Origin of the sequence: Pantoea eucrina, from assembly GCF_020079945.1 — a bacterium.
In the GTDB taxonomy this organism is placed as follows: Bacteria; Pseudomonadota; Gammaproteobacteria; order Enterobacterales; family Enterobacteriaceae; genus Pantoea; species Pantoea eucrina.
This window is the reverse complement of record NZ_CP083448.1, coordinates 2,015,391-2,041,463: the sequence shown is the minus strand read 5'-3', so window position 1 is coordinate 2,041,463 and position 26,073 is coordinate 2,015,391. Positions and strand designations below refer to the sequence as shown.

At 61.0% G+C, this 26,073-nt stretch carries 18 protein-coding genes; 8 read left to right on the top strand and 10 right to left on the bottom strand.

Annotation, left to right across the window (positions count from 1 at the left end):
• Positions 1-93: 93 nt before the first annotated feature.
• Entirely contained in the window at positions 94-2,247 is a 2,154-nt protein-coding gene (locus LAC65_RS09665) for a putative bifunctional diguanylate cyclase/phosphodiesterase (RefSeq protein WP_420852407.1), read from the bottom strand.
• 281 nt (positions 2,248-2,528) lie between these two features.
• Here LAC65_RS09665 and LAC65_RS09660 point away from each other — a divergent pair, with 281 nt between their 5' ends.
• Positions 2,529-3,101, top strand: coding sequence for a phosphonate C-P lyase system protein PhnH (locus LAC65_RS09660; protein ID WP_039385249.1), 573 nt, complete (start codon positions 2,529-2,531; stop codon positions 3,099-3,101).
• A gap of 10 nt (positions 3,102-3,111) precedes the next feature.
• Here LAC65_RS09660 and LAC65_RS09655 read toward each other — a convergent pair whose 3' ends face one another.
• Positions 3,112-5,694: an ATP-binding protein gene (locus LAC65_RS09655; RefSeq protein ID WP_039385248.1), complete on the bottom strand. Its 2,583-nt coding sequence runs from the start codon at positions 5,692-5,694 to the stop codon at positions 3,112-3,114.
• Between the two features lie 145 nt (positions 5,695-5,839).
• Here LAC65_RS09655 and LAC65_RS09650 point away from each other — a divergent pair, with 145 nt between their 5' ends.
• The 5 genes from LAC65_RS09650 to LAC65_RS09630 all read left to right on the top strand — a co-directional run bounded on the left by LAC65_RS09650 (position 5,840) and on the right by LAC65_RS09630 (position 11,332).
• Positions 5,840-7,303 (top strand): sugar ABC transporter ATP-binding protein, encoded by a 1,464-nt coding sequence (locus LAC65_RS09650; protein ID WP_224144708.1) that lies wholly within the window; start codon positions 5,840-5,842, stop codon positions 7,301-7,303.
• A 10-nt stretch (positions 7,304-7,313) separates the two neighbouring features.
• Positions 7,314-8,297, top strand: a complete 984-nt coding sequence (locus tag LAC65_RS09645) for an ABC transporter permease subunit (RefSeq protein WP_039385246.1) — start codon at positions 7,314-7,316, stop codon at positions 8,295-8,297.
• A 72-nt stretch (positions 8,298-8,369) separates the two neighbouring features.
• Positions 8,370-9,308, top strand: a complete 939-nt coding sequence (locus LAC65_RS09640) for an ABC transporter substrate-binding protein (RefSeq protein WP_039385245.1) — start codon at positions 8,370-8,372, stop codon at positions 9,306-9,308.
• Positions 9,309-9,423: 115 nt separating this feature from the next.
• Positions 9,424-10,284: a ketose 1,6-bisphosphate aldolase gene (locus LAC65_RS09635; RefSeq protein ID WP_039385243.1), complete on the top strand. Its 861-nt coding sequence runs from the start codon at positions 9,424-9,426 to the stop codon at positions 10,282-10,284.
• A gap of 1 nt (position 10,285) precedes the next feature.
• The gene (locus LAC65_RS09630; protein WP_039385242.1) at positions 10,286-11,332 is read left to right on the top strand and encodes a carbohydrate kinase family protein; all 1,047 of its coding nucleotides are present in this window, start codon (positions 10,286-10,288) and stop codon (positions 11,330-11,332) included.
• Here LAC65_RS09630 and LAC65_RS09625 read toward each other — a convergent pair.
• Entirely contained in the window at positions 11,275-12,015 is a 741-nt protein-coding gene (locus tag LAC65_RS09625) for a winged helix-turn-helix domain-containing protein (RefSeq protein ID WP_039385241.1), read from the bottom strand. The genes LAC65_RS09630 and LAC65_RS09625 overlap by 58 nt on opposite strands.
• A gap of 405 nt (positions 12,016-12,420) precedes the next feature.
• On the opposite strand from LAC65_RS09625, the gene LAC65_RS09620 reads away from it, so the two are divergent.
• A complete protein-coding gene (locus LAC65_RS09620; RefSeq protein ID WP_224144707.1) occupies positions 12,421-13,719 on the top strand; it encodes an NCS2 family permease in 1,299 nt (432 codons plus the stop codon).
• 54 nt (positions 13,720-13,773) lie between these two features.
• On the opposite strand, the gene LAC65_RS09615 is transcribed toward LAC65_RS09620, so the two are convergent.
• Positions 13,774-15,228, bottom strand: a complete 1,455-nt coding sequence (locus tag LAC65_RS09615; protein WP_039385239.1) for an AMP nucleosidase — start codon at positions 15,226-15,228, stop codon at positions 13,774-13,776.
• Between the two features lie 272 nt (positions 15,229-15,500).
• Here LAC65_RS09615 and LAC65_RS09610 point away from each other — a divergent pair, with 272 nt between their 5' ends.
• Positions 15,501-16,922, top strand: a complete 1,422-nt coding sequence (locus LAC65_RS09610) for an EmmdR/YeeO family multidrug/toxin efflux MATE transporter (protein WP_039385236.1) — start codon at positions 15,501-15,503, stop codon at positions 16,920-16,922.
• Here LAC65_RS09610 and LAC65_RS09605 read toward each other — a convergent pair.
• The 6 genes from LAC65_RS09605 to LAC65_RS09580 form a co-directional block, all read right to left on the bottom strand.
• Positions 16,911-17,669, bottom strand: coding sequence for a 3'-5' exonuclease (locus LAC65_RS09605; RefSeq protein WP_039385234.1), 759 nt, complete (start codon positions 17,667-17,669; stop codon positions 16,911-16,913). The genes LAC65_RS09610 and LAC65_RS09605 overlap by 12 nt on opposite strands.
• Positions 17,670-17,676: 7 nt before the next feature.
• On the bottom strand, positions 17,677-19,554 hold the full coding sequence (locus tag LAC65_RS09600) for a DUF294 nucleotidyltransferase-like domain-containing protein (protein WP_039385232.1): 1,878 nt from the start codon (positions 19,552-19,554) through the stop codon (positions 17,677-17,679).
• Between the two features lie 64 nt (positions 19,555-19,618).
• The gene (locus LAC65_RS09595) at positions 19,619-21,277 is read right to left on the bottom strand and encodes a BCCT family transporter (RefSeq protein WP_039385230.1); all 1,659 of its coding nucleotides are present in this window, start codon (positions 21,275-21,277) and stop codon (positions 19,619-19,621) included.
• A gap of 181 nt (positions 21,278-21,458) precedes the next feature.
• A complete protein-coding gene (gene purU / locus LAC65_RS09590; RefSeq protein ID WP_039385228.1) occupies positions 21,459-22,319 on the bottom strand; it encodes a formyltetrahydrofolate deformylase in 861 nt (286 codons plus the stop codon).
• A gap of 62 nt (positions 22,320-22,381) precedes the next feature.
• Positions 22,382-23,053 carry a sarcosine oxidase subunit gamma gene (locus tag LAC65_RS09585; protein ID WP_082032665.1) on the bottom strand — a complete coding sequence of 224 codons (672 nt, stop codon included), beginning with the start codon at positions 23,051-23,053 and terminating at the stop codon, positions 22,382-22,384.
• Positions 23,046-26,066: a sarcosine oxidase subunit alpha gene (locus LAC65_RS09580; RefSeq protein ID WP_039385226.1), complete on the bottom strand. Its 3,021-nt coding sequence runs from the start codon at positions 26,064-26,066 to the stop codon at positions 23,046-23,048. Before LAC65_RS09580 ends, LAC65_RS09585 begins: the two co-directional genes overlap by 8 nt.
• Between the last annotated feature and the right edge of the window lie 7 nt (positions 26,067-26,073).

Sequence of the window (26,073 nt, the reverse complement as noted above, 5' to 3'; positions counted from 1 at the left end):
ATTTATGCGTCCCTGACGTCGTTAATGTACCGTGTCCAATTGTTGCCAGGGCGCCATAAATGGCGCCCCTACGGGGTTTTATCCTGTCGTTTCCTATACCATTTTTTCAATCTCGGTCAGCGGGACGGCGTGGCTGAACAGATAGCCCTGCAGCTGGTTACAGCCGGCGTTGGCGAGGGCGTGCATCTGTCCTTCGGTTTCTACGCCTTCGGCGGTGACGGTCAGGCCCATGGCGTGCCCCAGCCGAACGACGGATTCAATAATCGCGGTTGAGTTATCTGCCACGCCGAGCGACTGGGTAAAAGAACGGTCGATTTTTATCTTATCGACCGGGAAACTGCTCAGATAGTTAAGGCTGGAGTAGCCGGTGCCAAAATCATCCAGCGCGATACGGAAGCCCGCTTCACGCAGCGCAATGATAGAGCTGCGGGCCGCATGCTCATCCTCAATCAGCACGCCTTCGGTGATCTCCAGCTCCAGGCGCTGCGGATCGGCGCCTTCGCTCGCAACAATCTCCAGCAGCCGGGAGACAAAGCCGCTGCTGCGAAACTGCACCGGTGAAACGTTCACCGCCACCACCACCTGCGGCAGCTTCAGCGACGTCTTACACGCTTCGCGCAGCACCCACTCGCCCAGCGGCAGGATCAGCCCGGTCTCTTCGGCGATAGCGATAAAGTCAGCCGGTGAGATATCGCCACGGGTCGGATGGTGCCAGCGCAGCAGCGCCTCAACGCCGACAACGCGCTCACCGTTAATCTCCATCAGCGGCTGATACCAGACGGCCAGCCCGGTAAAATTAACCAGCGCCTGACGCAGCTCTGCCGCCAGCTCCTGCCGGGTACGCAGCGACTCATCCATCGCTTTCTCAAACTGGCGAAACTGACCGCGCCCGTGATTTTTGGCGTCATACAGCGCGATATCCGCCTTACGCATCAGCTCCAGCCGGTCCACGCCATCTTTCGGTGCCAGCGCCAGGCCGATACTGACGCCAACCCACAGCTCATTGCCCAGCAGATGATAAGGAGCGCTGAGCGCGCTGATAATGCGCTGCGCCAGCGTATGCACCTGGCCGATAGTCTCCGTATCCGGCATCACGATAATAAACTCATCGCCGCCGATGCGTCCCACGGTATCGCTGGTGCGCACAATCTCGCTCAGGCGCCGCGCCACTTCGCGGATCAGTTCATCGCCGGCGTGATGGCCCCAGGTGTCATTGATATTTTTAAACCGATCAAGATCGAGCAGCAGCAGCGCCACGCGGCGATCGTGCCGCAGCGCCGCGGCCAGCGCCTGGGTCAGGCGATCTTCCACCAGCGCGCGGTTGGGCAGGCCGGTCAGCACGTCATGAAACGCAAGGTGCTGCGCCTGCGCCTCGCTGGCACCCAGCCGGACCAGCGACTGCGACAGGCTGAGCGAGGAGGTCCAGATGCGCCGTACCATAAACAGGCAGAGCAGGGTGATAATCAGCACCGACAGCAGCGTTGAGGGCACGATCGTGCGCAGCATCTGCGCGCCGGGCTTATCGGGTTGCCAGCTCAGATAGCCTACCCGCTGGCCGCTCTGCGATGAGAGGGGCCAGAAAGCCATCTCCTTATCAGTGGGTGGCGCGTTGCTAAAGTGCAGCTGCGCCAGCTGGCTGCGATCGGAAAGGTGACGCAGATAGCCGTCGTCAAGAAACGCGACGCTCACCAGGCTAAACCGGTTTGTCGTGTCAGGCGTGCTAATTTCACCCACGGCCAGCGCGGCAGCGCGACCGGCGATGCGCACAAAATCGGCCCGATCTTCTGCGCCCGCCGCGCTGGCTACCAGCGGCGTGGCGAGCAGATCGCGCAGCCACGGACCGACTGCCTGCAGGCTGACCGGCTCACCATTGCGCCAGGCGGCAACCGGCTGCTGCCTGCTGTCCAGCAGCAGAATCAGCTGATGGGCAAACATCTCATAAAGCCAGCTGCCGACGTTCTGATCCAGCCACGCCCGGTCGGCGTCACGCAGCGTCAGGTGGCTGGCGAGCGGCGACCAGCGCGTCAGGCTGCGCAGCTGGCGCAAATGCTCGCTGAGGCTCTGGTCGAATGAGGCGGCAATCATCCGCTGCTGCTGCTCACGCGCTTCACTGTTGGTCACGGATGTCCCCCAGTAAAGTCCGCTACCGGCCCCGGCAAACGACAGCACCAGAATTGCGATCAGCGGCGCGACCACCTGACGCAAAAAACTGTGCCGGAATTGACGGGATGTTCTGATTGAATTCATTATTTTTCTTCATATAAACAGGCGGCCGTATTGAATAAGTTAGCAGAAAGACGGGTTTGTGCCTGGCGGAGAGCGGCGCGGCGCGAGATGCACTTATTAATCATCCTGATGCGTTAGCTGCTCATTGGCCGCGGCTGATTCATCGCGCCGTCACGCCATCGTCACCGCACTGTCATCTGCTGCGCGCATCCTGAGCGTTCATTAAAACGGGCGGGGCAGCCGGACACGGCGCTGAAAGCGCCCGGCTATTTATTGTTTATTCCGGTATCCGGAGAGGACCCATGACTTTACTGGCCAGTTTTCATTATTCCGTCGCGGATGCTCAGCAGGCGTCCCGTCGCGTACACAAAGCTATAAGCGAGCCAGGCGTTATCGTGTCGCTGCCGCTGATGCCAGGCCAGCGCGAACTCTCCTCTGCTGCCAGCGCGCTGCTGCTGACGCGGGAAGAGGGGGCAGATACGCTGTGGCTCGATCCGCAGATTGACAGTGCGGCGCTGCGCAGCACGCTGCATTTTTGTACCGGCATGCCGCTTGTCTCCGCCTGCAACGCCTCGCTGGCCCTGAGTCACGCCCGTGCGAATCCTGATCCCGCTACTTTGATGGCCCGGCAGGCTGCCGCCGGGCATAACCGCACGCTGATTATTGAGCTGCCAGGTCTGAACGGCGGCCTGACGCTGCGTCTCAGCGGCGACGGGCTGCGTGAAACGCGCGCGGTTGCACCGCAGCTGCCGCCGGCGGTGCTCGCTTATCTGCGTGAGCATCCGCATCCCGGCCGGCAGCGGTCAGATCTCATTTTTACCTGCGGTGAAACGCTCATGGCGCTGCCGCATACTGTCCGGGTGGCGGTGTGCTGAGCGCAGGCTATCAGCGGGAAAGCGGTGTGGCAGCAGCCTGCCGCGTGCGGTTAAGCCGTGCGCTGCGCTGCCAGGCCCGCTCCAGCGCCTGAACCAGCTGCGCCTGCTGCCACGGCTTCGCCAGCCGTTCACACAGCGGTAACGTCACCTGCGACCGGCGCAGATCCTGCCCGCTGACCAGCAGCGTGGCGAGCTGCGGCCACTGCTGCTGCGCCTGGCGTATCACATCGGCGCCGTTGAGCGCACCGGGCAGCATCAGATCGCTGATCAGCAGATCGATATCGGGTGTCTGCTGCAGCAGCGCCAGCGCGCTGGCACCGTCGGCGCACTCCAGCGTCAGATAGCCAAGCTGATGCAGATGGTCACACAGCGTCTGCCGTACGGCGGGTTCATCATCCAGCACCAGCACCAGCCGATCGCGGCTCGCACCGGGCTGCGCGGGTGGAGGAGCCGCCACCGGCTGTACCGCCTCCGCCGCGCGCGGCAGCAGCAGGCGTACCGTGGTACCCTGGCCCGGTGCGGTCTCCAGCGCAATTTCACCGCCCGACTGCCGCACAAAGCCATACACCATCGATAGCCCCAGACCGCTGCCGCTGCCGGTGGGCTTGGTGGTGAAGAAGGGTTCAAACACCTGCTGACGCACCTCCGCTGACATGCCGCAGCCGCGATCGATCACCTCCACCACGACCCACTCGCGTTTACCCGCCGCGGACGCTTTGCGCTGGTTCCAGACGCGCAGCACTATCTCACCGGGCTGCTGCTGCAGCGCGTCGCGCGCGTTAACCACCAGGTTCATCAGCGCATTTTCAAGCTGACCGGCATCGATCCATGCCGGCCAGCCCGGGCGTGCTGCTTCTGTTACCAGCTGCTGACCGGGCAGCAGGGCGTGCTGCAGCAGCGAATGCAGATCCTCTACCAGATCCACGACCGCGACCGCCCGTGGATAGAGCGCCTGTTTACGGGAAAACGCGAGCAGTCGCTGGGTGAGCTGCGCGGCGCGGTCCGCCGCCTGGCGGGCGCGTTCGATACGGGTTGCCAGCGTGCCAGCCGGCAGCTGATCGGCGGTGAGCGCCAGGCTGCCGATGATCACCGCCAGCAGATTATTAAAATCGTGCGCCAGTCCGCCGGTCAGCTGGCCCACCGCTTTCATTTTCTGGCTGTGCAGCAGCGCCTCCTCCAGCGCTTTTCGCGAGGTGCGCTCCAGCACGGTGTTGACCATGCCGCGACGCGGCACCGGACTGAAGCGCAGCTCCAGCGTCCGCCCGTCCGGCAGCCGCACTTCCTGCGCATCCTGCAGGCTGAGCAGCTGCAGATCCAGCCGTGCCAGCAGCTGCTGATAGTGCAGGCCACGCTGCAGCTCATGCGGCGCAATACCGAGCAGCTGCGCATACTGCGCGTTCCAGACCACCAGCTGACCGCTGTTATCAAACAGCGCAAAGCCGTCGCGCATGGCGAGAAAGGTTGACTCCAGCTGGGTGCTTTTCTCTTTCAGCAGTGAAGAGGTGTGCGCCAGTGAAGCGGTGTTGCGGGCAAAAACGTTAAACGCCCGCGCCAGATCGCCCAGTTCGTCGCGCCGCGTCTGGCCGGGTACGCTGACGCCTTTCTCCCCCTGCGCCAGCTGCGTCATCGCGCGGGCGATAGCGGTAAGGCCGGAGCCAAGATTGCGGTAGATGTAGTAGCCGGCGTAACCGGTGATCAGCAGCGCCAGCAGCATAAACAGCGCGATAAAACCGATGACCGAGTTGAGTTCACGGTGGGTGCTGGCGCTGCGCGCATCGCTCTGCTGCGCCACCTGCTGTACATAGCGGGTGATATCCTCATTGAGCATCGCCACCAGCGCCTTGATACGGTAGGTCGCCCAGGCGATGCCGGTATCGCTCTCCTCAAGCCCGGCGGCGACCGGCTCCAGCGCACGGAGGGCATGGACAAAGCGCGCCCGCTGCAGCGCCAGCACGCCTTCCAGCGGCAGGGCTGACCAGACCGGAAGAATGGATGAGAGCTGCTGCACCGCAGCCTGCGGCGCGGCAGAGCGGATCGCTACCGCCAGCAGGCTCTCGCTCTGCTGGCGCAGCGGCAGAAAAGCGGCGTCGCTCGCAAGCGTTGAGATCCGGTTCAGCAGCAGCTGCGCCTGCCACAGCCCGCTTAGCATGGTGTTGCGCTGCAGGTGGCGCTGATGCCCCCGCTGCAGCAGCAGCGTGATGCTCTGCTCCAGCATCTGGCTGCGCTCACGAATACGGCTGAGCAGGGCGGGCTGCTGCCTGGCCACGGGGGCCGCCGCCAGCTGCGTCAGCGCCTGCTGCAGCGCCTGCTGCGTCTGCTGCAGGCGGGCCGACTCACTCTGATACTCCAGCGCACCCACCACCTGCGACAGGCGTACCGCCGCCGTCGCCACGTTGGCCGTATCACGCGCCAGCGCCAGGCTGCCATTCATATCGGCCAGCGTCTGCGCCTGCGCCTGTTCCTGAATCGTGCCGGCGTGGCGGAATCCGGTAATCGCCACCAGGCTGACCGCCAGCGTCACGCCGACCACCAGCAGATTAAACAGCAGCAGGCGTCCACGGGCACCGGCATACCACGGCAGAGTCTGACTCATGCGCCACCCCTCGCAATGCGGAACGTCAGCCGAGTATAAAAGTGGCGCGCAGAGGCAATATGACAAATATGAACGGGCGCTGACATTTTCCATTTATGTTGCGCGGCGACACTGCTCAGCACTATCCGGCAGCAGGAGCGCGGCAATGACAGCACCGATACTGGAGATGCGCGGTATTACCCGGCGCTTCGGCAGCTTTTACGCCCTGAAGGGCGTGGATCTCACTATCTGGCCGGGCGAAGTACACGCGCTGATGGGCGAAAACGGGGCCGGTAAGAGCACCCTGATGAAAATCCTGGCCGGTGCCTACAGCGCCAGCAGCGGGGAGATCCTGATTGAGGGCAAGCCGTACGCCATCCGCGGCCCTAAAGAGGCGCTGGCGGCGGGCATTACGCTGATCTATCAGGAGATCAATCTGGCACCCAACCTCACGGTGGCAGAGAACATTTTTCTCGGCAGTGAGATTGCGCGCGGCGGGCTGGTGAAACGCCGGCAGATGGCGGAAGAGGCGCAGCAGGTGATTGCGCGGCTTGGCGCGCGCTTCAGCGCCACCGATCTGGTCGGCCGTCTGAGCATCGCCGAACAGCAGCAGGTGGAGATCGCCCGCGCGCTGCACCGCAACAGCCGCATTCTGGTGATGGATGAACCTACCGCCGCGCTCTCCAGCCGGGAAACAGAGCAGCTGTTTGCGCTGATCAAGCGGCTGCGCAGCGAAGGCATGGCGATTATCTACATCAGTCACCGCATGGCTGAAGTGTATGAGCTGTCAGATCGCGTCAGCGTGCTGCGCGACGGTGAGTATGTCGGCAGCCTGACGCGTGAGCAGCTCAACGCCAGCGAACTGGTGCGCATGATGGTCGGGCGTCCGCTCAGCGATCTGTTTAACAAAGCGCGCGACATTCCGTTTGGCGCTATCCGCCTGGCGGTCAATCACCTGACTGACCGCAACAAGGTTCACCCCAGCAGCCTGGCGGGCGCCGGACGCAGCGAGCTGGCGCAGCTGATATTTGGCGTGCAGCAGCCCGCCGGCGGCGAAATCTGGATTGACGGAGAAAAAGTGCACATCCGCTCCCCGCGCGAGGCGATCGCGCGCGGCATCGGCTTTCTCACTGAAAACCGCAAAGAGCAGGGGCTGTTTCTGGAACTGGCCGCCCGGGAAAACATTGTGATGGCGACGCTGGAGCGCGACGCCAGCTACGGCCTGCTGAACCGGCGTAAGGGGCAGAAGATCGCCACTGACGCTATCGCCTCGCTCAATATTCGCGTGCCGCATGCGCAGGTTCGCGCGGGCGGGCTATCGGGCGGCAACCAGCAGAAGCTGCTGATCTCCCGCTGGGTATCTATTGCGCCGCGCATTCTGATTCTGGACGAACCGACGCGCGGTGTGGACGTCGGTGCGAAGAGTGAAATTTACCGCATGATGAATCAGCTGGCGCAGCAGGGCGTGGCGATTCTGATGATCTCCAGCGAACTGCCGGAGGTGGTGGGCATGAGCGATCGCGTCTACGTCATGCGTGAAGGCACCATTGCCGGCGAGCTGAGCGGTGACGCCATCAGCCAGGAAAATATCATGACACTGGCCACCGGCGCTCAGCCGGTTACAGCCTGAGGAGAAAGGAATGACCAGCGAAACCGCACGCGTAACCAGCCCGACGCTGAAACGGGCGTTAATGAGCGATCTGCTGCAGACGATCGGGATCCTGCCGATTCTGATCCTGATTGTGGCGGTGTTTGGCTTTATCGCACCTAACTTCTTCACCGAGGCGAACCTGCTGAACATTACCCGGCAGGCCTCTATCAATATCGTGCTGGCGGCGGGGATGACGTTTGTCATTCTGACCGGCGGTATCGATCTGTCTGTGGGCTCCATGCTCGGCACCACGGCAGTGGTCGCGATGGTGGTGTCGCTCGATCCCGCCTTTGCCGACCTGACGATCCCTGCTGCACTGGGTGCCGGGCTGATCATGGGACTGTTCAACGGCATCCTGGTCGCCTGGGCCGGGCTGCCACCGTTTATCGTCACGCTTGGCACCTATACCGCCCTGCGCGGGGCCGCCTATCTGCTGGCTGACGGCACAACGGTCATTAACTCCAGCATCAATTTTGAGTGGATAGGCAACGGCTATCTCGGGCCGGTGCCGTGGCTGATCATCATCGCCTTTGCGGTTATCGCGCTCTGCTGGTTCATTCTGCGCCGTACCACTTTAGGCATCCATATCTATGCGGTGGGCGGCAATATGCAGGCGGCCCGTCTGACCGGGATCAAAGTCGGCGCGGTGCTGATTTTTGTCTACGCCATGAGCGGCCTGCTCTCCGGGCTGGGGGGGCTGATGAGCGCCTCACGACTCTACAGCGCCAACGGCAACCTTGGCGTGGGCTATGAGCTGGATGCGATTGCTGCGGTGATCCTCGGCGGCACCAGCTTTGTCGGCGGTATCGGCACCATCACCGGCACGCTGATTGGCGCACTGATTATCGCCACGCTCAACAACGGCATGACGCTGATGGGCGTCTCCTACTTCTGGCAACTGGTGATCAAAGGCGGCGTGATCATCGTCGCCGTGTTAATCGATAAATACCGTACCCGTCATCACGTCAGCTGAAGGCCGGCAGAACATTTCCAGGTGGCGATCCCGCGGACCGCTGACAATAAAAAAAGCAGGAGAACATCAACTATGCGTTTTAATCCGATTGTAACCGGACTGCTGGCCGCCACGCTGCTGAGCGCGCCGCTGGTACAGGCAAAAGAGCTGAAATCGATAGGGGTGACCGTAGGCGATCTGGCCAACCCGTTCTTTGTGCAGATCACCAAAGGTGCCGAGCTGAAAGCCCGCGAGCTGGCAGGTGACAAGGTCAACGTGACGCTGGTCTCCAGCGGCTACGATCTCGGTCAGCAGGTGGGACAGATCGATAACTTTATCGCCGCCAAAGTCGATATGATCATTCTCAACGCCGCCGACTCCAAAGGCATTGCGCCAGCGGTGAAGCGGGCGCGCGACGCCGGCATCGTCGTGGTGGCGGTGGACGTGGCCGCAGATGGCGCTAACGCCACCATTACCTCGGATAACACCCAGGCAGGCGCGATGGCGTGTAAATATATCTCTGACCGGCTGAAGGCGAAGGGCAACGTGGTGATCATCAACGGACCGCCGGTTTCGGCGGTGCAGAACCGTGTCGAAGGCTGCATGAGCGAGCTGAAGACGCACCCCGATATTAAGCTGCTCTCTTACAACCAGAACGCTAAAGGCAGCCGCGAAGGCGGGCTGGAGGTGATGACCGGTCTGCTCTCCGCTAATCCGAAAATCGACGCCGTGTTTGCTATCAACGATCCGACCGCAATCGGCGCCGACCTGGCGGCCAAACAGGCGCAGCGCAGCGAATTCTTTATTGTAGGGGTCGATGGTTCACCGGACGGGGAAGAGGCGCTGAAGCGTAAAGGCTCGCTGTTTGTGGCGACCCCGGCGCAGGACCCGCAGGTGATGGCGGAGAAAGCGGTGGAAATTGGTTACAACATACTGCAAGGCAAGTCTGCTCCCGACAAACCGGTGCTGATTCCGGTGACGATGATCGATCGCGACAACGTGAGCAGTTACAAAGGCTGGACAGTGAAATAACGCGGCAGATTTTCCGGTCGTCATCCCTTTCCTGCCTGCAGGAGAGGGCTGCGGCGGCAGGTATGTTGCCTGGCCGCCGCAGCCTCCATTACCCCTCACGTGACGGGAGCACTTCATGGCACTGATATCTCTGGCGCAGGGGCTGGCCCATGCGCAGCAGCACGGCTACGCGCTGGGCGCATTTAACGTCCTCGATACCCACTTTCTGCGCGCGCTGTTTCAGGCAGCGGAGCAGCAGCGTTCACCCTTTATCATCAACCTTGCAGAGGTGCACTTTAAGTATGTCAGCCTCGATCACCTGGTCGCGGCGATTCGCTGCGAGGCGGCGCGGCACGCGATTCCGGTGGTGCTCAATCTCGATCATGGTCTGCATTTCGAGGCGGTGGTGCAGGCGGTGCGCCTGGGCTTTACCTCGGTGATGTTTGACGGCTCCGGGCTGAGCTATGACGAGAATGTGCGTCAGACGCAGGAGGTCGTAAAACTCTGTCATGCGGTGGGCGTCTCGGTCGAAGCGGAGCTAGGCGCGGTGGGAGGCGACGAGGGCGGGGCGCTGACCGGTGAAGCGGACAGCGCAAAATTTACCGATCCGGCGCTGGCGGCTGACTTTGTGCAGAGTACCGGCATCGACTGCCTGGCGGTGGCGATCGGTAACGCACACGGTAAATATAAAGGCGAACCGCGCCTCGATTTTGACCGGCTGGCAGCGATCCGCAGCGCGGCAGATATTCCGCTGGTGCTGCACGGCGGCTCAGGGATTAGCGACGCCGATTTCCGCCGCGCCATTACGCTCGGCATTCATAAAATCAACTTCTACACCGGCATGTCCCAGGCGGCGCTGGACGCAATAGAAACGCAGATGGATCAGCGCGACGCCCGCTATGACAGCTTTGCTGAGCTGCTTATGGCGGTGGAGCGCAATATCAGCCGCGTGGTCGCGCAGCAGATGCAGATTTTCGGCAGCAGCGGACGCGCCTGAGATGACGGCACGCAGCGGCATTCTGGCCGCCGGTACTCTGCTGGTCGATCATGTCCAGCGCATTACGCACTGGCCGGATCAGGGCTGGCTGACCGAAATCGTGGCGCGCGAGCGCTGCAGCGGCGGCGCGGTGCCGAATGTGCTCCTGACGCTGGCGCGCATGCAGTCAGGTTTACCGCTGGCGGCTGCCGGTATCACGGGCGAGGATGCGGACGGTGACTATCTGCTGCAGCGACTGCGCGAGGAGGGGGTGGATTGCCGCGGCGTAACGCGCACCCGCGCGGCGGCCACTGCCATGACGCAGGTAATGACCGCGCCGGATGGTCAGCGCACCTTTTTTCACGCGCGCGGCGCCAGCGCGCTGCTTGATGTGGCGCATTTCCGCGACCTTACTACTCCGCACCGCATTTTTCACCTCGGCTATCTGCTGCTGCTCGACCAGCTTGACCGGCCCGACGCGCAGTTCGGCACGCGCAGCGCGCGGCTGCTGGCGCAGATGCAGCAGCGCGGCTATCTGACCTCGCTCGATCTGGTCTCGCGCGCCGGCGATCACCGCAGCCTGGTGCTGCCGGCGCTGCGCTGGCTCGACTATTTAATCATTAATGAGCTGGAGGCGGCGGCGCTGACCGGTATCCCGCTGCGGCACGGCGCCGGGCTGGCATCGCCGGAGACGTTTGCTGCCGCGGGCGCGTGGCTGCTGCAGCAGGGGGTGCGTCAGCGCGTGGTGATCCACGCGCCGGAAGGGGCGTGGGGGACAGAAAGGGGCGGTGAGGCGTGCTGGCAGCCGGCGTGGCGGCTGAATGCCAGCGACATTGTCGGCAGCGTGGGAGCGGGTGACGCTTTCTGCGCCGGCGTGCTGTACGCCAGCCACGAGGGCTTTACGCTGTCAGCCACGCTGCAGCTGGCGCACACCTGCGCCTGCTTTAACCTGCGCGCGGCGAACGCGCTGGATGGGATCCGGCCGCTGCCGGAGATGCAGCGCTGGATGGATCATGCGATCTGCGATACGCGCGCTGCCGGACGCACCACGTCAGCTGAAAATACATAGCCGAGGCCGCGAATGGTGCGGATAAGGTTTGGCTGATGCGGGTTAGCTTCGATTTTGCGCCGCAGCCGCATGATCAGCACGTCGATAGTACGGTCAAAGACATCCAGCGTTTCGCTGTGCGTCAGCTCCAGCAGCTGGTCGCGGGTTAACACTTTGCGGGCGTGTGCGACCAGCGCGCGCAGCAGCGTATATTCCCCCTGCGTCAGCGGTACGCTTTCACGCTGCGGATTCAGCAGCTGGCAGCGCACCTCATCCAGCTGCCAGCCGTTGAACTGCCAGCCCGCAGGGATAACAGCGTCTGGTTCATCCTGCCTGCCGCTGCGGCGCAGTGCGGCGCGCGCGCGCGCCACGACCACGCGCGGATTAAAGGGTTTAGCGATATAGTCATCGGCACCCATTTCCAGGCCCACCACCATCTCCGCTTCCGAGCCCATTCCGGTCAGCATGATCACCAGCACATCCGGCCGCTCACGCTGGATCTGCTGCAGAACCAGCAGCCCGTTCGTATCCGGCAGCATCATATCGAGCATCACCAGCGAAATATCCGGATGCTGCGTCAGCAGCGCCTGAACATCGCGCCCGAGGTGGCAGCGATACACGGCGGAAACGTGCTCACTTAAGACATCGTGCAGCAGTTCGCAGATGGCACGATCATCGTCAACGATCAGTATCGCGGGCTTCATGGCGCGGCCTCGTTATCATGCAGAGAGTAAAGGCACTATAACCTGCTGTTTTTAGCCTGCTGAATCGTGCAGCAGAAACGTGAGCGATATCGCCAGGCAGAACGCGAAAGCGTGCGGCACCGCAAAATTATCGCGCTTTATAGGGCAGCAAGGAAAACGATTGCGCAGCAGCGGGGCAATGCACCATAATCGCGCCTCTTTCTGGTTCAGACTTTTCTTAACCGGATGCGCAACGGAAAACGTAAACGATTGCGCAGGAGATGGCACAGCAATTGCTATCAGGACAGGGGAAAGCGGAGGGGGCACCTCACGTCCGGCAGGCTCGCTTTCAGCAACAACGATCAGCTGTTAACCACTTTGGCCAGTGAGAACGCGCAGCCGCTGCGTCTCCGCTCATGAGAGAAAATGATGTTAGAGAAACTGTTTAAGCTTAAAGCGCACAACACCACCGTGCGCACGGAGATCGTGGCGGGGATCACCACTTTCCTCGCCATGGCCTATATCCTGTTTGTTAACCCCTCTATTCTGGGCGCGACCGGCATGGATAAAGGGGCGGTGTTTGTGGCGACCTGCCTGGCGGCGGCGATCGGCTCAATTCTGATGGGACTGATTGCTAACTATCCGATTGCGCTGGCACCCGGCATGGGGCTGAACGCGTTCTTTACCTACACCGTGGTGCTGCATATGGGCTACACCTGGCAGATTGCGCTGGGCGCGGTGTTTCTGTCGGCGGTGATCTTCTTTGCGCTCTCGATCTTTAAAATCCGCGAGTGGATTATTGCCAGCATCCCGCTGCCGCTGCGCGCCGGCATCGCCGCCGGTATCGGCCTGTTCCTGGCGCTGATTGCGCTGGAAGGGGCCGGCATTGTGGTGGATAACCCGGCGACGCTGGTCGGGCTGGGCGATCTGACCAAACCAGGGCCGCTGCTGGCGCTGCTCGGCTTTTTTATCATCGTGGTACTGGAAGCGCGCCGCGTGACCGGCGCGGTGCTGATTGGCATTCTGGTGGTGACCTTTATCTCTATGGGCATCGGCCTGACGCCGTTTGGCGGCGTCTTCTCCGCGCCGCCTTCAATCGCGCCTACCTTTATGCAGCTCGATATTGCCGGCGCCTTTAATGTGGGGCTGGTAAGCGTTATTTTTGCCTTTCTGTTTGTTGATGTGTTTGATAATACCGGCACCCTGCTGGGCGTAACCAAACGCGCAGGTCTGGCGGATGAGCAGGGCAACGTGCCAAAAATGGGGCGCGCACTGATTGCTGACAGCGCGGCTGCGCTGTTTGGCTCACTGCTCGGTACCTCAACCACCACCAGCTATGTGGAATCTGCGGCTGGCGTCAGCGCCGGCGGACGCACCGGCCTGACGGCCATTGTGGTGGCCGTGCTGTTTCTGCTGAGCCTGTTCTTCTCGCCGCTGGCGGGTAGCGTACCGGTCTGGGCCACCGCCCCGGCGCTGCTGTTCGTCGCCGTGCTGATGGCATCGGGCCTGGCGGAAATCGACTGGAAAGATGTGACGACGGCGGCACCGGTAACGGTAACGGCGCTGACCATGCCGCTGACCTACTCAATTGCGAACGGCATCGCCTTTGGTTTCATTACCTGGACCGTTGTTAAGCTGCTGAGCGGCCGCGCCCGTGAAGTGAATAGCGCACTGGTGATCCTCTCGCTGCTGTTTGTCATCAAGCTGGGCTGGCTCAGCGCCTGATGAAAAAAGGGAAGCCCGGACGGGCTTCCCTGCTGATAATGGCTGGCCGGTGCGTTAGCGGAACGGCGGCTCATTAAAGGTGCGCAGCTTGCGGGAGTGCAGCTTATCGCCCTCGGCGCGCAGCAGCTCTACCGCACAGATGCCAATCTGCAGATGCTCAGAGATGGCCCCTTCATAAAAGCGATTCGCCTGACCCGGCAGCTTGATCTCACCGTGCAGCGGTTTATCCGATACGCACAGCAGCGTGCCGTAAGGCACGCGGAAGCGGTAGCCCTGCGCCGCGATGGTCGCGCTCTCCATATCCACCGCCACGGCGCGGCTCAGGTTGAAACGCAGCGCGGAAGCGGCGTAGCGCAGCTCCCAGTTACGATCGTCTGTGGTCACCACCGTACCGGTACGCAGCCGCTGTTTAACCTCTTCACCCGGCATGCCGCTCACTGACTTGGTTGCGTCATAGAGCGCACGCTGCACTTCGGCGATGCTGGGTACCGGAATATCCGGCGGCAGCACGCTGTCGAGCACATGGTCATCACGCAGGTAGGCGTGCGCCAGCACATAGTCGCCAATGTTCTGACTTTCGCGCAGGCCGCCGCAGTGGCCAATCATCAGCCAGGCGTGCGGACGCGTTACCGCCAGGTGATCGCAGATCGTTTTGGCATTCGAAGGGCCCACACCAATATTGACCAGCGTAATCCCGCGCCGGTTAGGCGAGGTAAGATGCCAGGCGGGCATCTGGTGCTTTTTCCACGCCAGATCGGACATCATCGCCGCAGGATCGGCCGTTTCCGCCGTGATCACCACATCACCGGCGCAGGCGAGGCTGTCATACGGCGTGGCGGGATCCTGCACCTGTTCTATCGCCCAGCGCACAAACTCATCGACGTACCGGGTGTAGTTGGTAAACAGCACGAAAGGCTGGAAGTGTTCCACTGCCGTACCGGTGTAGTGGCGCAGACGCGCCAGCGAGAAGTCGGTGCGCAGCGCGTCAAAGTGGGAGAGCGGGAAGCGGGCATCGGCGTTGAACAGGCCATCAGCGGTTTCATCGCCAATCTGCGACAGCTCGGTAGTCGGAAAGTGGCGGGCAATACTGGCGCTCATTGAGCGGTCCAGCGACAGATCCGAGCCGTCAATCACGTAAGGGTAGGGGATCTCCTGCTGCGACGGCCCCACTTCAATCAGCACCTCATACTCTTTCTCAATCATCTGCAGCTGCTCGCTGAGATAGTGGCGCAGCAGCGCAGGACGGGTGATGGTGGTGCTGTAGCGGCCGGTATGGGTAAAGCGGCCCCAGGCGCGGGTGCGGTTCTGCTGCGGACCCTCTCCCTGCCAGGTCAGGCGCAGCTCCGGATAGACAAACAGCCCCTGCTGCCGCTGCTCTGCGTCGGGCAGCGTACCCTGTTCAGTGAAGTCGCGGATAGCGTTGCGCAGCGCCTCAACCGCCGCATCGTAGCAGCGCTCCAGTTCATCCAGTGCCTGATGGGCAGTCAATCCGTTCCGTTGTGTTTGCATAGATTCTCCTTCAGGAAAATGGATCAGGTTGAGCAGAGCATAGCGGATAAACCGGCTGATATAATTAAGAATCTGTGACGCTATGCCAGCGTAATTATTGCGTACAGAAATTAACGTGGCTGCGCAAAGCGGGCAGAAATAAAAAGTTTGTAATAATGATTAAATGGCCGCTGCAAAGACTTTGCATAATCGCTGGGCGCCTATCATCATTACCTCTCCTCTCTTATCCAAAGTGATTTGGTACTCTCTTGCAAAATCCCGGTGTGGCAGTAATGCGGGCGGTGCGTAATACGGCGTGGTATCCGCGGCGCCGGATGTACCGCACGCTGTTGTGGCGTGAGATCGCGCCGCTGGCGATCCCTATCTTTATTGAAAACCTCTGCGTAATGCTGATGGGCGTGCTGAGCACGTTTCTGGTCAGCTGGCTGGGCAAAGAGGCGATGGCGGGTGTCGGGCTGGCAGACAGCTTCAACATGGTGATCATCTCCTTTTTTGCCGCTATCGATCTCGGCACCACGGTGGTGGTGGCGTTTAGCCTGGCGCGCCGTAACGGTAAACGCGCCCGCGCCGCCACCCGGCAGTCGCTGGGGCTGATGACCGTGCTGGCGCTGGTACTGGCGCTGGCGATAGAGTTCTGGGGACACCTGATTATCGACGTTATCGCCGGCAGCGCCGATCCGCAGGTCAAACAGCTGGCGCTGAGCTACCTGCAGACCTCCGCCTGGAGCTACCCGGCGGCGGCGATTGCGCTGATCGGCAGCGGCGCCCTGCGCGGGGCGGGCAACACCAAAATCCCGATGCTGATCAACGGCGGCATGAATATCCTGAACATCATGATCAGTAGCGTGCTGATTTATGGCGCGCTGGGCTGGGAAGGGATGGGCTTCGTCGGGGCGGGCCTCGGGCTGACGATTTCGCGCTATATCGGGGCGCTGGCGGTGCTCTATGCGCTCTGGCGCGGTATCAGCCCGGCGCTAAAGCTTACGCTCAGCAGCTACTTCCGCCGCTGGGATCGCGCCATTCTGATGGAGGTGCTGGGCATCGGGGTGCCGGCGAGTATTGAGTCCGTGCTGTTTAACGGCGGTAAGCTGCTGACGCAGATCTTTGTCGCCGGTATGGGCACCAATGAAATCGCCGGCAACTTTATCGCCTTTTCTATCGCCACGCTGATTAACCTGCCGGGCAACGCGCTGGGTTCGGCCTCTACCATTATTACCGGCAAGCGTCTGGGCCGGAATCAGGTGATGCAGGCGGAGCGGCAGATCAGGCATGTGTTCTGGCTGGCGATGATCGGGCTTTGTACGCTGGCGCTGATCACCGTGCCGCTGGCGGGTACGCTGGCGCGCTTCTATACCCGCGACCCGGAAGTGATTGAAGTCACGAAACATCTGATCTGGCTCAACGCCGCGTTTATGCCGATCTGGACCGCCTCCTGGGTGCTGCCTGCCGGACTGAAAGGCGCCCGCGATGCGCGCTATACCATGTTTGTGTCGATGTTCAGCATGTGGGGCGCTCGCGTGGTGGCAGGCTACCTGCTGGGCATCGAACTGGGCATGGGGGTGATCGGCGTGTGGCTTGGCATGTTCCTGGACTGGACGGTGCGCGGTCTCTGCTTCTGGTGGCGGCTTAATAGCGGCAAGTGGCTGCATAACTACCGGCGTATGGTGGCAAAAGCGGCTGGCTCAGCACCATAACTCACGCAAAGGCGTCTGCGGCGGAAAATGGTGGGCACACTGCGCCTGCAGCAGCTCGGCACAGCCCAGCGCATCCGTCAGCGCGTTATGGGCCGGGTAGTGCGGCAGATGATAGCGCGCCCGGCTCTCCGGCAGGCAGAGCGAGGGGCGTGACCTGCCGCGCCAGAGTCTCTTCAGCCGGCTGAGCGGCGCGTGCTGACAGAGCAGCCCCTCCAGCGCCAGCGTGTCGATACAGGGGAAAATAATGCCCTCTCCGATGCGCCGCTGCAGCGCCGCGTTCAGAAAATGCTGCTCAATGCCGCGATGGTGCACCACCATGACGCGACCCGCCATCATCGTCAGCAGCTTCAGCAGCCGCTCGCTCAGGTCGGGCGCCTGCGCGACCGTCGCGTGGGTGATGCCGTGGATCACCACTGATTCATGGCGCAAGTCGGCCCGCGGGTTGAGGATCCAGTGTGCGCTTTCACTCAGCCGGATACGCGTCAGGCTGAAAGGGATAAGGCCGATACTGACAATATCGTCGCGCCGGGTATTCAGCCCGGTGGTTTCAAAATCCATTGCCAGCAGCGGCACCTCGCCGATCGGCGTCGCCGCGTCCGGTACGCCCGCCCGGTAGTAGTGCTGCAGCGCCGGATGGCGTGCCGTCGCGGCCTGCTGCGCCAGCAGCGCGGGCCACGCGGGCGCGACTCCCGCATGCGGCGCGGGCGCGGGGGCGGAACGCAGCAGCTGTTTACTGATGTGCAGCATGTTTACCTCACACTTTCCGGCCTGGCTGATAGCGGTATTTGAGAAATTTTTGTGCGTTGCTCAGGATCTGAAACGCATCTTTGAGATTTTTGCGTTCGAACTCAGAAAGATTAAGCGGTTCAATGCGGTTATCCGGCTCCTGACCGCTCTCCACGTCCTGCGCCTGATGGCGGATACGCACCATTGAGATAAACTCCAGCGCATCGCGCAGATCCTGACCGCGTCCGTGCGGCAGCAGGTCGGTTTGCATAATATCCTGCAGCCGATCAAACGAGTTGCGAGCGGCCGAACCGGCCGCCAGCGCGTGCACGCGGATCAGATCCGCCAGCGGCGCGGTGCCGCGCCGTTTCATATCGATAGACTGCGTATGCTGACCGGAAGGCTCCATGACAAAATTTTTAAAGAACCCCAGCGGCGGTTTGCGCAGCAGCGCGTTGCGCGCCATGCAGGCGAGAAAGCGCGAGTTGTGCCGGACTTTATGCGTAATGCGTTTATTCAGCTGCTCGCCCCACGCCAGCTGGCCCCAGACGGCATCAAGATCGAAGAAGATTGCGCTGTCGAGCAATGTCTGCGGGGAAGGGGTGTCGATCCACTCATCAAAGTATCCTTCCCAGACGGCCAGTGGCTGCCGCCAGCGGCCGTTAGTGGCCATGATGTTGCCGCTGCAGTAGTGATAGCCGCACGCCGCCAGGCCGTCACAGACGCGGCGCGCCAGCGCCATAAAATAGGCTTCATGGCGGGATGCATCATACCGGTTGTCGAGGATCAGTGCGTTATCCTGGTCGGTGACCAGCAGCTGCTCCTGGCGCGCCATCGACCCCAGCGTGATAAAGCAGTAGGGCACCGGCGGCGGCCCCAGCTCCGCTTCAGCCAGCGCCAGCAGCCGCTGCGTAAAACTGCGTCCAATCACCGCCATGGCGCGGCCCGTCATCTGCGAATTGGCGTCTTCACGCACGATGCGGCTAAAGCAGGCGCGTACCTCATTTTTCAGCGTGCTCAGCTCACTGATGCTGTTGCAGTGAAAAATGCGGCTGACGAGAAACAGGCTGTTTTGTGACTCATAGCGGATAATATCTGACTGGGAAATCACTCCTACCGGCAGATCCTGCTTCAGCACCGGCAGATGATGTATGTTGTGCTGCATCATGATGAGCATCGCTTCAAACACCAGCTGGTGGTGACTGACGTGGGTCAGCTGCCCGGTCATAATTGTCGCGACTGGCGTATCGAAGCTCAGGCCGCGGGCAATTACCCGGTCGCGCAGATCTTTATCCGTGACGATCCCAGCCAGCGTTTGGGAACGCTCCCCATCCGCCTCCGGGGTCACAATCAGCAGGGATGAGACGCCCTCTTTACTCATTTTCTGTGCGGCTTCACACACCGTGGCGCGGCTGTCGATGGTCACCGGTGGCCGGCTGATTAGCGCCTCGATGCGCGACGTCATCAGGCCGCTCGCCTCTTCGGTACGCGCCACGGTCTGCCGCAGCCGGGTGCGATCTTCCACCTCTACCAGGTCGGCAAACTCTTCATATTTGCTGAACAGCTCATTAAAAATCGGGGCGGGAATCAGATAGGTCAGCGTATCTTCCAGGGCGGTAACCGGAAAGCGCACGCTGTTCTCGCGCAATAAGCCGAACTCACCAAAATAGCCGCCGGCGCTGAGGCGATTATAGAGGTCGCCGTTGCGGCGATAGATCTCCACTGCGCCGCTGCGGATGAGATACCAGGCGTCAACCTGCTGACCAAAGGTGAGGATCGGCGTGCCGGCTTTGTAATAGCTCACCTCAAGGGTGGCTGCGATCCGCGCCAGCGCCGTCAGCGGCAGGGTGTTAAACGGCGGGTAGCGCTGAATAAAATCGATGATTTCCTGATGTCCGGCCTGCATAGCGATCTCCCTTCCTGCACCTGCAGCGGCGGATAGCCTGGCCGGCTATCCGCCTGCGTGCGTGCTATTGATTGCGCACAGCGGGAGCCGGGCGCGTCGGGCGTGGCTCAGAGAGCAATCCCTTTACAACGGCGACCGATGCGACCAGCAGCACCAGTGCAAAAGGCAATCCGGTGGAGACCACCATTGCCTGCAGGGCATCCAGCCCGCCGCCGAGGATCAGTACGATGGCGACCAGCGCTTCAAACACGCACCAGAATACGCGTTGCGCAGTCGGGGATTCAATTTTACCGCCGGAGGCGATGATATCGATCACCAGCGTGCCGGAGTCAGCTGAGGTGACAAAGAACACCACCACCAGAATGATGGCGACCACGCAGGTGATTTTTGCCAGCGGCAGCGTGTCGAGCATGGTAAAGAGCTGCAGCGGCAGAATGGCATCAGCAATACTCTGATATCCCTCAGTAAAATATTGATGGATAGTGGTGCCGCCCAGTACCGTCATCCACAGTACACACGCCAGTGACGGGACCAGCAGCACGGAGATGATAAACTCCCGTACCGTGCGACCACGTGAAATACGCGCGATAAACATGCCGACAAACGGTGACCAGGAGATCCACCACGCCCAGTAGAAGGAGGTCCAGCCGGCGGCAAAATTGCTGTCTGGACGGGAGACCGGATTGGAGAGCGCGGGCAGGAACTCAATATAGGAGACGAGGTTAGAGAAAAAGCCGCTAAACAGCAGCATGGTCGGGCCGACCACGATAATAAACAGCAGCAGCAGACCGGCGAGGATCATGTTCGCTTCTGATAAGCGCCGCACCCCGGCGTCCAGCCCGGCGACCACAGAAAAGGTGGCAATAGCGGTAATCGCGATCACCAGTACAATCTGCGTGGTTTGTCCCAGCGGTACATCAAACAGGAAATTCAGTCCGGACGCCGCCTGCGAGGCACCCAGCCCGAGCGAGGTAGCGAGGCCAAACAGCGTGGCCAGCACGGCAAGGATATCGATCAGATGACCGGGCCAGCCCCATACGGCGTCACCCAGCAGCGGATAAAAGAGCGAGCGGATAGTCAGCGGCAGGCCTTTGTTAAAGGTGAAGAGGGCCAGTCCCAGGGCAAGAACCGCATAGATCGCCCACGGATGGAGCGCCCAGTGGAAAATCGTAGCCGCCATGGCCAGCCGCGTAGCCTCTTCTGCTGATCCACTCGCACCGCCCAGCGGCGCCCAGTCGGTACGCACGCCATTTTCAGTGGCCGTGCCGCCTATCGCGCTGGAGAAATGCGACAGCGGCTCAGAGACGCCGTAAAACATCAGGCCGATACCCATGCCGGCGGCAAACAGCATCGAGAACCAGGTGACGTAGTTGTAATCGGGACGGGCGAGGGTGCCGCCGAGCCGAACCTTGCCCAGCGGTGAGAAAACCAGTCCCAGACAGATGATGACAAAAATATTGCCTGCGCCAATGAAAAACCAGTCGAGTTTAGTGGTAAGCCAGCTCAGCATGCCTTTGAACAGCGGGGCAACATCACTCTGAAACGCCAGAGTTAATATAACGAATAGAATTACGGCGATGCCGGATATCGCAAATACCCGGTTGTGAATATCCAGACCAAAGGGTCCGACATTCACGATAATATTATCCTGGCCTACCTGATAGTCAGTATCATAGGGCGATACTTCGCCATCAGGCGTCATCGGATCTCTGGAATCCGCCATAGTGATTTCCTCGCGACTTACGTGTTGTTGTTAAAAACCGGCGCTGCTATCAGGCCAGGTTCTGTTTTATTTAACGCTGAAGGTCGTGATCAATCCCTGATTACCCTGTTTTCCGCAAAAAGATAAAAGCGTGCAGCCTGCGGGTGCATTGGCTGCACATTTATATTCAACACTGCACCGGCTAACTAAATACCACCGTGCGCTTGCCGCTTAAAAATACGCGTTTCTCGACGTGATAACGCACCGCGTTAAATAGCGTGACGCGTTCAATATCCTGGCCGCGGCTGATAAGATCGTCGGGATAGAGCGCGTGATCCACGCTCTGAATACCCTGCGTAATAATGGGTCCCTCATCCAGATCATTATTAACGTAGTGCGCCGTGGCACCGACCATTTTGACCCCTTTCTCCCACGCCTGATGGTAGGGGCGTGCGCCTTTAAATCCCGGCAGCAGAGAGTGATGAATATTAATGGCTTTACCGTCGAGCTTTTCACACATCCGCGGTGAAAGAACTTGCATGTAACGTGCCAGAACCACCAGGTCGATATTATATTGTTCCAGCAGAGCGAGAATCTGCGCTTCCTGTTCTGCGCGATTCGCATTATTTACCGGCAGGTGGTACCAGGGGATGCCGTGCCATTCCGCCAGGGAGCAGAGATCGGGATGGTTGGAAATAATCAGCGGCACATCAATAGATAATTGTCCGGTGCGATGCCGGAATAACAGATCGTTCAGGCAGTGATCAAATTTAGAGACCAGAATAGCCACGCGTTCACGATGCTGCGGCGGGGTAAGCTGCCACTGCATCTCAAACGGAGTGACGCGCGGCGTAAAATTATCGCGAAATATATCGGTACTGAAGTGCGCGGCTGGTGAGAAAGCGACGCGGATAAAAAAGTGGTGGCTGACGCGGTCGTCGAACGAATGGATCTCATTAATATAGTGACCCGATTCCGCCATAAACCGGGTCACGACATCCACCGTGCCTAATTTACTCGGGCAGCTGGCGGTAAAAATCCATGAATCGGGCAGCACGCTCATGGGCGACTCCTGATAATAAGGGAAAGGCGTGCCGGTGGAGAGAGAGCCGGCACGGCCGGATATTACGCGGTGATCTTCAGCCCATATTCGCGGCTGGCATCCCGCAGCCAGAGCCAGATGTACTCTGCAAAGCTGCGGCGGATCACCAGCTCCCAGCTTTCCGGACCGGTGCGGCGGATCAGCGCGCTGCTCTTCGCAAACACCGATCCGGCAACTTTGCCGACGGGAAACTGTGACGGATGCAGGTCAAGCACCGTGCTCTTTTTCAGTACATCGACCGCGTGTTTACCGGAGAGCGCCAGAATGGTCTGTCCGCCGCTGACGTTCACCACCGAAAAGTGACCAGTAATTTCAGCGCGCAGCGCTTTCTCCACCGGGAACAGCTGATCCATCGGCAGTACCACCAGCCACTCATCGGGGCTCAGCCAGCGCACGGAGATATCGCCATCTTCGGCGGAGGTCAGCGGCGCGGTGGGCAGCGGCAGGCCTAATACCGTCAGGCAGCCCTGCATAAAGCTCGCGCTGTTTTGCGAACCGCGCAGCACCAGATGCCCGCGCAGCGCCAGCTCACGCAGTTCAACGCCCGCCTGCTGCGACTGGCTGGCAGTGACGTTACCGCGATCGGCATGGTGCAGCGGCGATTCAGCGCGTACCTGCGGCGCACTCTGGTTCATTACCGCGACCTGTCTGACGGCCTCTGCGGGTTTGGTTTCAGGTAAGAGGGTTTCAGACATGTTGACGTTCTCCTTTCGGATCGATAAAGACCGGGCTGCAGATTTCCGCTTCCACCACGCGGCCATCTGCCAGCGGATAAAACACGGTTTCGCCCATACGCTGCAGTCCGCCTTTGATAAAGCCCATTGCGATACTGCGGTTCAGGTTGGCGCTCCAGTAGCTGGAGCTGACGTGGCCCAGCAGATCCATCGGCACCGGCTGCTGCGGATTAGCGACCGCCTGCGCGCCTTCCGGCAGGACCACCAGCGGATCGCGCGTTTTCAGGCCGACCAGCTGTTTACGCTGCTCGCGCACGCAGTCTGCCCGCGCCATACCGCGCTTGCCGATATAGCTGAACGGCTTTGAATCGGCGACGCACCAGCCCATATTGAGATCGTGCGGCGTCACCGAGCCATCCGTATCCTGACCTGCAATAATAAAACCTTTCTCCGCCCGCAGAATGTGCATGGTCTCCGTGCCGTACGGCGTCAGATCATATTTCGCGCCGTGCTCAAACAGCTTCTCCCAGACCGCAAGGCCGTAGTTTGCCTGCACGTTGATCTCAAACGAGAGCTCACCGGTAAACGAGATGCGGAAGATACGCGCCGGTACGCCAGCGACCGTGCCTTCCTGCCAGTCCATGAACTTAAAGGTCTCTTTATCCAGCGACACATCGCTGCAGAGTTCCGCCAGCAGGTTGCGGCTCTCCGGACCGGAAATGGTCATGGTCGCCCAGTGATCGGTTACGCTGGTGAAGAACACCTCCAGCTCCGGCCACTCGGTCTGGTGGTAGAGTTCCAGCCATTCCATAACGTGCGCCGCGCCGCCGGTGGTGGTGGTCATCAGAAAGTGGTTCTCTGCGAGACAGGAGGTTACGCCGTCATCAAACACCATGCCGCTTTCACCGCACATCAGGCCGTAGCGGCACTTGCCGACGCCGAGTTTAGCCCAGGCGTTGGTATAGACGCGGCTGATGAATTCGCGCGCATCTTTGCCCTGAATATCAATTTTGCCGAGGGTAGAGGCATCGAGGATGCCGACGCCGCTGCGCACCGCGCGGCATTCGCGATCCAGCGACTGCTGCATGGTTTCACCCGGACGCGGGTAGTACCACGGACGCTTCCACTGGCCAACATCTTCAAATTTCGCCCCCTGCTGCACGTGCCACTTATGCATCGCGGTAAAGCGTTTGGGATCGAACAGCTCGCCGCAGTTACGCCCCGCGATAGCGCCAAAAGCGATCGGGGTATAGTTCGGACGGAACACCGTGGTCCCGGTCTCGGGAATGGTTTTGCCCGTTACTTTGGCGGCAATCGCCATACCGTTGATGTTGCCGAGCTTTCCCTGATCGGTACCAAACCCCATCGCCGTATAGCGCTTGATATGCTCAATCGCCTCAAATCCTTCGCGCGTTGCCAGCGCAATGCCGGCCGCTGTGACATCATTCTGATAGTCAACAAACTGCTTTGGCGCGCGGCTGATCGGTTTGGTGTGCGGAATATGAAACAGCGCGGCGGGCGGATGCTCAATCCACTTTTTCACTTCGGGCAGGGCGACCTCAACCGGCGTCAGGCCGAGTTGCAGTACGGCATCCTGACCCGCTTTGATCCCTTCCTGCAGCACATTGTCGAGCGCGTAGCGGCCGTTGATGCCGCCCGCCGTCAGCTGCTGCTGCGCGGTCGGGCCGGGCAGAAAGCCAATCACTTCATTGTTCCAGACCGGACGGCTGCCGGTATGTCCGGCGAGGTGGATCACCGGGCTCCAGCCACCGGAGCTGGCGACGGTATCGCAGGAGAGGGTAAAGGGCTTACCGGTGAGGGCGTCGCCTTTTTTATCGATGGCGGCAATAGTGACGCCGCTGACGCGCTTTTTACCCTGCACGTCGATCACCGCGCTGCCGCTAATTACCCGAATGCCGCGGCGGCGCACGGCGGCGGCCAGCTCGCCTTTGGTGGCGGCGCGGGTATCCACTACGGCCACCACTTCGCGCCCGGCATCGGCCCAGTCCAGCGCGGTCTGATAGGCGCTGTCGTTCGTGGTCATCAGCACCAGCTGATTGCCGGGCACCACGCCGTAGCGGTTGATATAGACGGAGATGGCGGAGGGGATCATGCAGCCGGGCACATCGTTATGGCTGAAGACCAGCGGGCGCTCCTGCGCGCCGGTGGCAAGCACCACCCAGTGCGCCCGCACGCGGTGCATGCGCTGGCGTACCTGTCCGGCTGCCGCGCGGTCGCCGTGGTAATCGGTGCGGTTCTCATTAATGGTGAGGAAATTATGGTCGTGATAGCCGTTTACCGTCGCGCGCATCAGCAGCGTCACTTCCGGCATAGTGGCCAGTTCAGCCACCACCTCAGCCACCCAGTCAGCGGCAGGCTTGCCCTCAATCAGTTCGCGGCTGGCGAGCAGATGCCCGCCCGGTTCGCTCTGCTCATCCGCGAGGATCACGCGTGCGCCGCTGCGGCCGGCGGTCAGCGCCGCCATCAGGCCCGCCGGACCGGCGCCGACAATCATCACATCGCAGTGCTGATTCATGGCGTCGTAGATGTCAGGGTCTTTCTCGCGCGGCGCGCGGCCCAGCCCGGCGGCCTTGCGGATAAATTTCTCGTAGGTGGGCCACATTGACTGCGGATACATAAAGGTCTTGTAGTAAAAGCCGGGCGGCATCACTTTACCGCCGAGATTTCCCACCAGCCCCATCAGATCGGATTCCACGCTGGGCCAGCCGTTGGTGGCGGAGCAGACCAGGCCCTCATAGAGCGTCTGCTGCGTGGCGCGCACGTTGGGCACCTGCGTCGCCTCTGAGGCCCCAAGCTGCAGCACCGCATTAGGCTCTTCCGCGCCCGCGGCAACGATGCCGCGCGGGCGGCTGTATTTAAAACTGCGTCCGACTATATCGATACCGTTGGCGAGCAGGGCAGAGGCGACGGTATCGCCTTCGTAGCCCTGATACTGACGGCCGTTCCAGGTAAAGTTCAGCGTGGTGGAACGGTTGATTCTGCCGCCGGACGGCAGGCGATTTTTCTGGCTCATGCTCTGC